The organism is Lysinibacillus sp. NPDC093692, from assembly GCF_050280125.1.
GTDB lineage: Bacteria > Bacillota > Bacilli > Bacillales_A > Planococcaceae > Lysinibacillus.
Genome location: NZ_JBNNUW010000003.1, coordinates 288,386 through 299,314, shown reverse-complemented (window position 1 = coordinate 299,314; position 10,929 = coordinate 288,386). Strand labels below are relative to the sequence as shown.

General features: G+C 35.9%; 10 protein-coding genes, 1 pseudogene and 1 riboswitch. Of the genes and pseudogenes, 2 read left to right on the top strand and 9 right to left on the bottom strand.

All coding sequences use genetic code 11. The features are described 5' to 3' along the window. Positions 1–157: pseudogene (locus tag ACQKN4_RS05785) on the bottom strand (IS3-like element ISBsp3 family transposase); the annotation flags it as partial. A gap of 150 nt (positions 158–307) precedes the next feature. Further along, positions 308–1,171 (bottom strand): AraC family transcriptional regulator, encoded by an 864-nt coding sequence (locus ACQKN4_RS05780; RefSeq protein ID WP_427482757.1) that lies wholly within the window; start codon positions 1,169–1,171, stop codon positions 308–310. A 300-nt stretch (positions 1,172–1,471) separates the two neighbouring features. Here ACQKN4_RS05780 and ACQKN4_RS05775 point away from each other — a divergent pair, with 300 nt between their 5' ends. Then, positions 1,472–1,873 carry an NUDIX hydrolase gene (locus ACQKN4_RS05775; RefSeq protein ID WP_170938918.1) on the top strand — a complete coding sequence of 134 codons (402 nt, stop codon included), beginning with the start codon at positions 1,472–1,474 and terminating at the stop codon, positions 1,871–1,873. Between the two features lie 132 nt (positions 1,874–2,005). Here ACQKN4_RS05775 and ACQKN4_RS05770 read toward each other — a convergent pair whose 3' ends face one another. Continuing rightward, entirely contained in the window at positions 2,006–2,215 is a 210-nt protein-coding gene (locus tag ACQKN4_RS05770) for a hypothetical protein (protein ID WP_079560775.1), read from the bottom strand. A gap of 24 nt (positions 2,216–2,239) precedes the next feature. Then, positions 2,240–2,416, bottom strand: coding sequence for a sporulation protein Cse60 (locus ACQKN4_RS05765; protein WP_139376949.1), 177 nt, complete (start codon positions 2,414–2,416; stop codon positions 2,240–2,242). 804 nt (positions 2,417–3,220) lie between these two features. Between ACQKN4_RS05765 and ACQKN4_RS05760 the strand changes: the two genes are divergently transcribed. Further along, on the top strand, positions 3,221–4,327 hold the full coding sequence (locus ACQKN4_RS05760; protein WP_427482754.1) for a hypothetical protein: 1,107 nt from the start codon (positions 3,221–3,223) through the stop codon (positions 4,325–4,327). A gap of 113 nt (positions 4,328–4,440) precedes the next feature. On the opposite strand, the gene glnA is transcribed toward ACQKN4_RS05760, so the two are convergent. From glnA to sigX, 5 genes are all read right to left on the bottom strand, one after another. Further along, complete coding sequence (gene glnA, locus ACQKN4_RS05755) at positions 4,441–5,775, bottom strand: type I glutamate--ammonia ligase (protein ID WP_079560767.1); 1,335 nt, start codon at positions 5,773–5,775, stop codon at positions 4,441–4,443. Between the two features lie 294 nt (positions 5,776–6,069). Beyond that, positions 6,070–7,416, bottom strand: coding sequence for a sodium-dependent transporter (locus ACQKN4_RS05750; RefSeq protein WP_427482752.1), 1,347 nt, complete (start codon positions 7,414–7,416; stop codon positions 6,070–6,072). A 173-nt stretch (positions 7,417–7,589) separates the two neighbouring features. Beyond that, positions 7,590–8,177, bottom strand: a complete 588-nt coding sequence (locus ACQKN4_RS05745; RefSeq protein WP_427482750.1) for an ECF transporter S component — start codon at positions 8,175–8,177, stop codon at positions 7,590–7,592. A 221-nt stretch (positions 8,178–8,398) separates the two neighbouring features. Then, positions 8,399–8,586, bottom strand: a riboswitch (FMN riboswitch). A 317-nt stretch (positions 8,587–8,903) separates the two neighbouring features. Then, positions 8,904–10,175, bottom strand: a complete 1,272-nt coding sequence (locus tag ACQKN4_RS05740; protein ID WP_427482748.1) for an RNA polymerase subunit sigma — start codon at positions 10,173–10,175, stop codon at positions 8,904–8,906. Continuing rightward, positions 10,175–10,705, bottom strand: coding sequence for an RNA polymerase sigma factor SigX (gene sigX / locus ACQKN4_RS05735; RefSeq protein WP_427482746.1), 531 nt, complete (start codon positions 10,703–10,705; stop codon positions 10,175–10,177). The genes ACQKN4_RS05740 and sigX overlap by 1 nt, the downstream gene beginning before the upstream one ends. Positions 10,706–10,929 lie beyond the last annotated feature (224 nt).

Below are 10,929 nucleotides of genomic sequence, written 5' to 3'. Positions count from 1 at the left end.
TAAAGATTTGTACAGGCCCCTTACCAGCTAGATTTTCTTTGACCGCAAAGATTTTATATTCCGCTGTATATTGAATAGAACGATCTGATACAGATACTACAAATCGATTCGCTTCTATTTGTCGTATCTGATGTTCGTTAAAAATGATTTTACTCATGCTAATTTCTCCCGTTCTTAATTTCGTATATTTAGTATAACGAGATTTTTTTGTGAAATGAACAAAAAACCCCGAATAGGGTCACTTTTTAAAGTGTCCACTATTCGGGGTTCAGTTCACTATGAACATTCTTGGCTACTTTCATTTCTGTTACTTAATCGGAATCCAAATTTCAGAATAAAGGTCAGGACTAAATGGATCTTCATCCGAGTACACTTCCAGCTCAGCTGTCCCGGCAGGCTTGTACGGGTTGGACGGGAACCACTCAGAGTAAATTTGTTTCCAAGTATTTTGCATAGCATCCGGCATAGGGCCATGTACTTCAAACACAACCCATTTTGAAGCTGGAACTTCCATGGCTTTCAGTTCTTCTGGAACATCCCCAATATGATCCGTTGCAATCCAATAATCAATAATCCCATTTTTTTGTTCGCTGGCATTTGGTGCACAGACGCCAAGCACCCCTTTAATTTCTCCATTATTTAATGAAAATAATTGATGATCCAACACCTTGCTGTTAATCTCATCCCAAAATTTAGGGATTTCTCTCGTATTCTCACCATTTTGACAATTATACGTTCTTTTTACTCCGACCACTTGAAACTTTTCTTTTTCTACGATTTTATACTTCATTGGTTCTGCTCCCTTCAGGCTCACCTGGATAACCAGGCGATTGTATGATTGTAGTTGTCCTTGCTTCTTTCTTGCTTCACTAGGCGTTACCTGATGCTGCTTACGAAATGCCTTTGTGAAAGCTTCAGGAGAGTCGTAGCCATATTTGTAGGCGAGATCGATTACTTTCTGTTCTGTATTTATTAACTCCTGTGCAGCTAATGTTAACCTTCTCCGTCTAATATAATCTGCAATAGACATATCCGTTAAAATCGAGAAAGTCCGTTGAAAATGAAAAATCGAAGAATTTACCTCTCGTGCGATTTGTTCCATTGTGATGTCATCTAATAAATGCTCCTCGATATAATTAATTGCTTTTTGAATCGACTCAATCCAACTCATGTGCCCTCACTCCTTGCTTATAGCATAAAACATCAAAATTAGTTATTCCTGTCTTTTTATGCTAACTTTGGACTGGTTAAAATGAAAGCTTTATTTTTATTGGCTTATCTCCCACCATAGCGTGGGGTTGATTCCCGTTCCCGCTGAGCGCTTTCCTGGGGGCGTTCGATGAGCCTCCACTACAATCAACTTTTTCACATGACATACACTTTAAATAAATGTCAGCTTCAACACCCAATAAATAACCATAATACGTTAAAATTATTATTAAACAGCATAAATAGATCGGAGGTTTTGATATTGCTTAAATGGCAAGGGGCTGCAGGAATTTGTTTAAACGAAGACAATCAATTATTAATGGTTTTGCAAGGTACGAAAGAAGAAGAAAAGACATGGGCAGTACCATCGGGAGGAAAAGAAGCTAATGAAAATTTTGAGAGGTGTTGTATTCGTGAAGTGTATGAAGAAACAGGATATGTAGTAGACATCGTCGGAGAAGTGTTACATAAAAATAATGATGCAGTGGAAGTTCGTTATTTTGAGACGACTATTACTGGTGGACAAATGATGATTCATGATCCTGATGAATTAATTTATGAAATTGCGTGGAAATCAAAAGAAGAAATACTCAATTTAACATTATCCTTCCCTGAAGATAGGCAATTTCTTTTATCATTATTTCAAAAAATGAAATTGTCATGATATAGGATTGATAATAGTAGGAAGATACTTATAGACAATAAATTTTAGGCTACTTGGCATTTTCTCAATCTTGGATATTTACCTTTTTTCCGCGGGTAGTTCCCTGTCACCCGCGGGTAAACATTTAAAATATTATTTCATCTTTACCTTTTCAACAGCCGCTTCATATATCAATTCGTCCTCGATTTTAAGATATTGATTTCTCGCTGCCTTACAATAGCCTTCTTTTTCTAGAAAATCTTTAAGCTCCGATTTCTTCGCAAATATTTTTTCAACGACACTCTGTTTCACTTCAAATTCATCTGTTCTTTTAGCAATGGATACCCAATATATTTTTGACATGTTATATCCCCCTCTTTGAATCAATTATTTATAAATAATTAAAGCTGAATGTATAACATTATGCTCCCCTATATATAACGTATTATATTTAATATCAACTATTAAATAATCGTTTAAATCTAATAAAGCGTTATTAATATCATGTTCAAATTGCACAATATCATTATTTTGAATCGATACTACTTGAGTTGCTTGTGTCATACATTTTCCCCCTTTTCTTTTAATCATAGATTAAAAGGAAGTATTTGTCACAAAAAAATATTTTCGTAGTAAGAGTAGGGCATAAACAATAAGGCTACACCCCTTCATCGATAAATAAAGGTAAAATACCTTTTATATGGTAAAATAAAGAACAGCGTATTGAAATATTCTCCATTTATCAAAGTTAAATTAAAGAGTTACACCAATATACTATGTCTAGCATTCATGATTAATCTTCATTAGAAAGTAGGTTTTTTTTGAAAATTGCTGCTATCCTCGAAAATTCTAAGTTAGATAAAAAATTCATTTAGAGCCCTCGAATGAATATACAAAAAATCTATATAAAGGGGATAAGAAGGAATTAGATGATTTTAATCACGAAATCGTGTTAGTGATTGAAAACGAAAATGGGTTAGTACTATTTAGCGGTTGTAGTCATCATGGAATTGTAAACATAACTAAAACTATAACCGAAAATTTTCAAATCAGAATATCAACGCAATTATTGGGGGATTTCATTAAATTGATCTCCCCATAGTTAACACTTTAGGAAAGACCAGAGAAGAAATAATTTCAATTGGTAATACATTAAATGGGATAAAGATTGACTGTATTTATTCTTGCCATTGTACTGGAACAAAAGGATTTAACATTCTCAAAACCGTTTTAAAAGAAAAATAATAATCTTTTAAAACAGGACAAGTTATTAAGCTTTAGTAGATGTTACATAACTAGCTACCAAAAATTCAACCCTTTCATAGAAAGAGAGATCTGCTCTTAATCAATTTAAATGGAGAGATTCAATTGAAAATAATAGAGAGAACAATAATACTATCATGTGCAGCTATATTTCTATTTATTGTTTCTAAAGCCGTATATAATGGTGTACAGTCAAATAGAGCTTTGATCAAACCCCAAAGTTCAAATTATTACCAAATAATCGATAAAGATTTTAATAAAACAGTAGACGTACCTTTTACTAATATTAACTCATATAAGGGTAATGCTGACTATATTTATATGAGTATAGACCAAGAGAGTCCTTCTTTTGATAATAAAATTGTTCAATACAATCGAAAGACCCAGAAATACACAACCATTTTTAACAGTAAATTCAAAATGCCCTCAGTTCAAGGGGTTGAATTAAATGATACTTGGTTATTGTGGGTTGATACCGATGAACACGGAGGATATTTGAATCCATATTTTATGGATTTAAAGACGCGAGAAATTCAACCATTGACAAAAGAAAATGAAGAAAATGTTACTAATGATTTTCCAATACTAATTGGAGACTATGCAGCATGGATTCAAAAGGACAGAAAAGATGAAAAAGCGCAAGTTATGCTTAAGAATCTCAAAACAGACGAAACAATAAGTATATATGATTTAAATAGCTATACAAACAGGAATATGAATTTGTCTGCGAAAGACGGAAAAATATTATTCACTGATGAAAAGGGTTATTTTGGATACCTCTATTTGTATGATATTAAAAGTAAAGAAATAAAAGAATTTAAAAGTTCATATGAATTTATTGGTTCGGCAAGACTACTTAGTGATCAACAATGGGTTTACCTAACGTTTGACGCCCCTACTAAATCTTCAACTGGTGAAGGTAAGCTGATTTTTTATGACGCTTCGACAAATCATACTCAAGAAGTTGTTTCGGAAGTGTTAATTGTAAATACTCTTTACACAGATTTTAATAATCAAGTGTTCTTTTCTTATAATAATGATGAATATTGTAGAAAATTATTTCATGTGAAAAATAATTCACTGGTAGAAATTGAGAAATTCGAAACTCCTTACATATATGGGTTTTCTGCAGAAAATAATATATATATTATTAACCAGGATTTATCAGATGAAAAACGCAAATTAATTATCCAAAGTGAACTACCTAACTAAAAATAGCTATCCCTATCAATGAAGATTAGGGATAGCCTTCTTCTTTAACACTCAATTCCTCGCATTTTGGATCAAAAAAAGTGTCGGAGCCCCAAAGCCCCAACACTCCCCGTCTAATACATTCTTAAATATTCTTCCCGCTCCCAGTTATGGACACGTGTGCGGTATTTATTCCATTCTATTTCTTTAGCAGCCGTGAATTTTTCAAAGATATGGTCTCCAAGTGCTTCGCGTACGATATGATCCATTTCTAGCTCAAGGAGTGCGTATTCCAATGAAGCTGGGAGACTATCGATACCATTCAATTCACGTTCAGCTCGTGACATTTTATAAATATTTCGATCTACAGCATCTGGCGGTGTGAGATTTTTACGAATTCCATCGAGCCCAGCTGCTAAAATAACAGCCATTGCTAAATAAGGATTTGCTGCTGGATCGACAGAACGAAGCTCGATACGTGTTGATAATCCTCTTGCAGCTGGAATTCGAATAAGTGGTGAACGATTTTGTGCAGACCATGCCACATAGCAAGGAGCCTCATAACCAGGCACTAATCGTTTATAGGAATTAACAAGTGGGTTTGTGACAGCAGTAAAACCATGTACATGTTTTAGTATTCCTGCCATAAAGCTACGTGCTGTTTCGCTTAATTGCAGTTCTGCTTTTTCATCATAAAACGCATTTTTATCCCCTTCAAATAAGGATAAGTTGAAGTGCATTCCCGATCCGTTAACACCAAATAGTGGCTTTGGCATAAAGGTTGCGTGCAGTCCATGCTGTGCAGCTATCGTTTTTACAACAAGCTTAAACGTTTGAATATTATCACATGCTTCGATAGCATTGGCATATTTAAAGTCGATTTCATGTTGACCAGGTGCAACCTCATGATGAGATGCCTCAATTTCAAAGCCCATTTCTTCTAGCTCTAATACGATATCACGTCGACAGTTCTCCCCTAAGTCAGTTGGGGCTAAATCGAAATAACCGCCACTATCATTTAACTCAAGCGTTGGATGCCCTTTTTCATCTAGCTTAAATAAGAAAAACTCCGGCTCTGGTCCTAAATTAAATGAGCTAAAGCCTAACTCCTCCATCTCCTTTAAAACCTTCTTCAGATTGGAACGTGGGTCACCTTCAAACGGTGTACCATCCGGTCTAACAATATCACAAATGACACGGGCCACTTTGCCTTTCTCGGCAGTCCACGGAAAAATGACGAATGTATCACGATCAGGACACAAGTACATATCTGATTCTTCAATACGTACAAATCCTTCAATCGATGAGCCATCAAACATAATTTTATTGTCCAACGCTTTTTCTAATTGACTAGCCGGTACTTCAACGTTTTTGATCGTTCCTAATATATCAGTAAATTGTAGGCGAATAAATTTCACATTTTCTTCCTTAACACGACGTTTAATATCTTCTTTTGTATAATGTTTCATTCTCCACCACTCCAATGTTATTTTAATTTACACATTTCTTTTACAACTGCTTTTAAAATACATCACAAGAATAAAAAACACAATATCTATGTAAGGTTTTATTACATACAATTTCTCGAATATACTTATCTTTTTTTCAGATAAATAGAGTCATTCTCTCTTACTACAGCCCCCGACAGCAACACATCTTTTTCCTGCGCGAAAGCGAAAGCGTAAGCGACAGCAATAAGTATTTAATTGTTACACCAACAAAAAAGTAGGTTGCATTCCTTAACGGAACACAACCTACTACCATTAGTATTGCAATAGCATATTTACAAACACAACAATAATCACCAAAGGTACTACCACTAGCATCAATAGACGATAAGTTGAATAGAACCCTTGCCCCAATTTGCTTCCTATTAATAATTCCTTCTTCACAAATTCTTTATCAACTACATATGCTATAAAGATAGCAATCAATAAGTTACCCATCGGAAGCATTAAATTAGAAACTAAAAAGTCAGTTGCATCAAAAATTGTTTTTCCAAAGATTGATACATCCGCTAATGCACTTGATGAAAGCGCTGCAGGAATCGCCGCAATAAAGACTACTACACCTAGTAGCATTGTCAACGCAGAACGAGACATACGCCCTTTCTCTATAAATGCCGCTACGATAATTTCATATAAACTGAAGGAAGACGTTAGCGTTGCGAATAAAAATAATAATAAAAACATCGCTAAAAATAGTTCACCAAATGGCATTTGACTAAATGCTGTTGGCAGAACCATAAATAACAAGCCTGGACCAGATGCTGGTTCTAAATCAAAAGCAAATACAACAGGGAAAATGGCTAATCCTGCAAAAAACGATACAAGCACCGTGAGAAGAACAACAGAGCCCGCAGAATTCGGTAAGCTTACATCCTTCTTTAAATATGAGCTGTACGTCACAAGACAAGAAAACCCTACCGCTAAGCCAAAGAAGGACTGCCCCAACGCTTCTAATATAGCCTTACTAGTCATATTGGAAAAGTCAGGCCACAGGAAGAATTTAACTCCTTCCATTGCCCCATCTAATGTTAAAGCCCGCACAACAAGGACAATAAACATAATAAATAATAAAGGCATCATCCACTTATTGGCCTTCTCTATACCATTTTGCACACCAAGTGAAATGACTAGTACATTTACTAGCGTAAACAATCCTAAACCTAGTAGTGTAATCCAAGGTGTCCCTACAATTTCCCCAAATAGTTTACTAGGATCATTTGCAGGATCAATAACAGCCCCAGTCACACCTAGGCCACTATATATAAAAATCCAACCTCCCACAACACTGTAAAAAGTTAATAATAAAAAACAACCTAGTACACCCATACGACCAACCCAAGCCCAGCCTGTTTTCGTCGGTGTAATTTTTTTATATGCAGTCACAGCCTCAGACTGTGTACCACGACCTAAAATATACTCTGATAGTAACATCGGTAAACCAATCAACAATGTAAATAGAACAAAAATAAGGAAAAATGCTCCCCCACCACTTTGTCCAGTAACATACGGCAACTTCCATATTGCCCCTAGCCCGATTGCAGCTCCCGCTGATGCTAAAATAAAGCCTAGTTTACCAGACCACTGACTCTTGTTTTCACTCATCTCTTCAAACTCCTCTAACATTCTAAACTCTTCCTTATTTTACATGAAAATAGTAATCTAGACTAGATTATTTCTATTTGTTACTTTCGCACAATAATATCCAGCATATCCAGCATTCTATCTATCCAATATAAAAAACCTCGAGCGCTTATTGGCTCGAGGTCTCATCTAAATTATTTTGTTATATACATAGAGCGCTGTTGATAAATCCATTTGCGCATTGTTGTAAATAGTAATGCCATGATGAACGTTATTAAAATACCCTTAATAATGTTAAATGGCAAAATACCAGCTACGATCATTTTATATAGTGAATCGCCTACGACAGGCTCCATACCTAAAAAGTAAGTGTACATAGGTAAAAATACTGCATAGTTAAGAATGCTCATTCCTACTGCCATTATGATTGTTCCAACCGCTAAACCTCCAACAAGACCTTTAACTGTTTTGAAACGATTAAAAATAAAGCTAACTGGTAAAATAAATAAAATACCTGTTACAAAGTTCGCAATATGGCCTACCGGTACTCCTGTTGGCGTACCTGAGAATATCCAATCCAACACATTTTTAAAGAATTCTACTAAAATACCTGCTACAGGTCCCATAGTGATCGCCGCAAGCAATGCTGGCATATCACTGAAGTCTACTTCCAAAAATGCTGGAAATGGCGGAATAGGGAAATTAAAAAGCATTAACAAAAACGAAATACTGCTCAGCATGCCAATCGTAATAAACGATTGAAGTTTAACATTTTTCTTCATAGTAAACTCTCTCCTCTTTGCTGATTCAATCTCGCAAGAAGAAAGGTTACGACCTCATCAATTCTTATTATGAAAAAACCCTTATGCAAAATAAGCATAAGGGAGAATAGGCATGATTAAAGAAACGCCATTTTAACTATTGTTGAGTTTACGCTGCGTAAATCCACAACGAAAAAACGCTCGCACATAGCTAAATTCATAACAATGAATGACGATCGTACCTCCATCTTCTCCCATCCAGACTTTAACTGTCGGCCTTGGAATTACACCAAGTCAGCCATGCAAAAAAAATTTGCACAGGTCGCGGGCTGAAGAGTTTTTAGTAAATTATTCGAGCTAATGAAAGACATTAGCGATTTACAACTCTATTACCGCCGGTCGGGATTTTCACCCTGCCCCGAAGATGAATCAATATTTTTTTGTTTCATAGCCTTACTATAATGAATTTTGAAGGAAAAGTAAATAACTTTGCTTAAAAAATTCCGATTAAACTTGTATGTTTTACAAATACCCGCAATAGCCCCATCTTTAAAAGATAAGTGTTTACTTCATCCCGATTGATTATTATTCTTCGCCAATCGGGCTTTTACCAGCCATTGACCTTCCCCTAATCTTTGATGTCTTGCTACCTCTAAACTAACAAGAGCATTCACGCACGTACAGCGGCGAGAATGCTCCAAAAAATTCACTTATAAAATTGCGTTCATTTATTTGTTGTTTCACAATTTATGGCATATATCGTTTATTGGCTCCTACAGGCTTTGGTAAGAAATTTTTCAAATCAAATCCTTCCCAACTCTCCTGTACAACATTGTCTAGACGTACTTGTTGATCAAAGCTTGCAGCAGTTAGCATCATTGCTTCAATTAATTGGGTTGCACGAATCACGTCCATTGTCGTTAAATCAAGCGGCACGTCAAATGTAACAATAACACCTTCTGCTACCTCTTTTACAGTGTATATTATATTTTCCGGTATGACTGGAACGTATGCATTATCTTTTTTAGCTCGCATATCAATAAGAGCTTCTGTTACAGTGGAAAAAGTTTTACGAGAATCGGGTGATAAATATTCAATTCCATTTTCATCTTTATATAAATAATAATTAAAATGGTTTGAGCTCGTTAATGCCATAGAATTACTAGTCCCTTCTTCATTAGAAAGCTCGGATTCTGCACCATTAAGATTTTCATATTCAATATCTTTATACTCCGAGTCTGAAAATGTATCCTGTATAGTCCCTACATATTCTCCAGAATCTTTAGCAGCAACATCATAATCATTTTGCTTCGGCAATACATGAACCAGTTGATCGCCCTTCTCCTTCAATTCTCCTTTATACGGATGGTAATTAGTAAAACCATTTTCTTCCTCATCAATTTGTGGCGCATACTTTTCATACATTTGTAATGTTGTAGGCTTTTTCTTCCCGAAATCAGTAGCCACTCGTTCATTTGGAATAATATACGTCATCGGTACACTTTCCTTATCACGATTTGCCAAACCAATATGGAATGCTACTGCATCTGTTAAATCATCTTCATATACAGATGATCGCAGAGACATGATCCGCGATTGTTCCGCTACTATGTTAGACTCCATAATATTATCATGCATAGAGCTTTTTGCTGCACGATCTTCCTGCATTGTTGAATATTGAGAAGTTTCAGGAGCATTGGCCTGATCCATTTTTGTATCATGATTATTCATGAACATAGAGCCTGTAAGTACTGTTAAAGCGAAGACAGCTGCAACACTCATAAAGATTGGCCATTTACGACCTTCTTTCTTTATTGTCTGTTCCGTATTGTCTTGCTCTTGTGATGTTATTTCATCATCAATTGGTTGTTGTATGGCTTGAAGATGGACAGAATCCTGCAAGCGAGCATCTGCCAATAATCGATTTAATATTTCTTCTTTCGAACGGCGGTCAGAAAGCTTAGGGGCATTATTCAATATATGTTCCAGTTGGTCATCATCGAATGGATTACCTGTCATTACCGTTTCGCCTCCCGTTCTCTAACCTGTTGTAGCTGTTGCTTTAAAAATTTTATGGCGCGATGTTGCGTGGTTTTTACCTTCGCTTCTGTCCAATCTAATATTTGTGCTGTTTCTGCAATCGATAACTCTTGAAAGTAGCGCATAATAATGACCATTTTTTGGTCACCTGTACAGTGTTCAAGTGCTGATTGAACTTCCATAAATTCATCATTCGCCTGCAGCACGTCTTCGGGTAATGGTGTGGTTGAATGCAGCTGTTCCGTTTCCCAATCAAAAAAATCAAGTGAATGTTTTTGGCGTACAGCCTGCTTTCTAAAATAATCAATAGCAACATTTTTAGCAATAGCAAAAAGCCATGTTTTTTCGCTGCTATTGCCTGCGAATTTATCATATGAGCGCAATACGCGAACATAAACCTCATGTGCTAAATCCTCAGCAAGTGTACGGTTTTTTACTAAATAAATAAGAAACTGGAACACGTCTTGATGATATGCATCGTATAATCGATGGAACACGGAGTCATTCAAAGCACTCCACCCCCGTTCTATTTATATTTGTCGTTTAAACGTTCACAGAAGTTACATCCAATTAACACCAATTTATCAATGATACCTAGGCATAATTGGTCAGAAATTGGCTTTGGGCTAACGTGATGTATCACTCAGTCGTGTGTTGCTGTCGCACAGAAAACTTTTGTTGCTGTCGCTTCGCTTTCGCACAGATAAATTGCCACAGGACGTGGCGTTCTTAC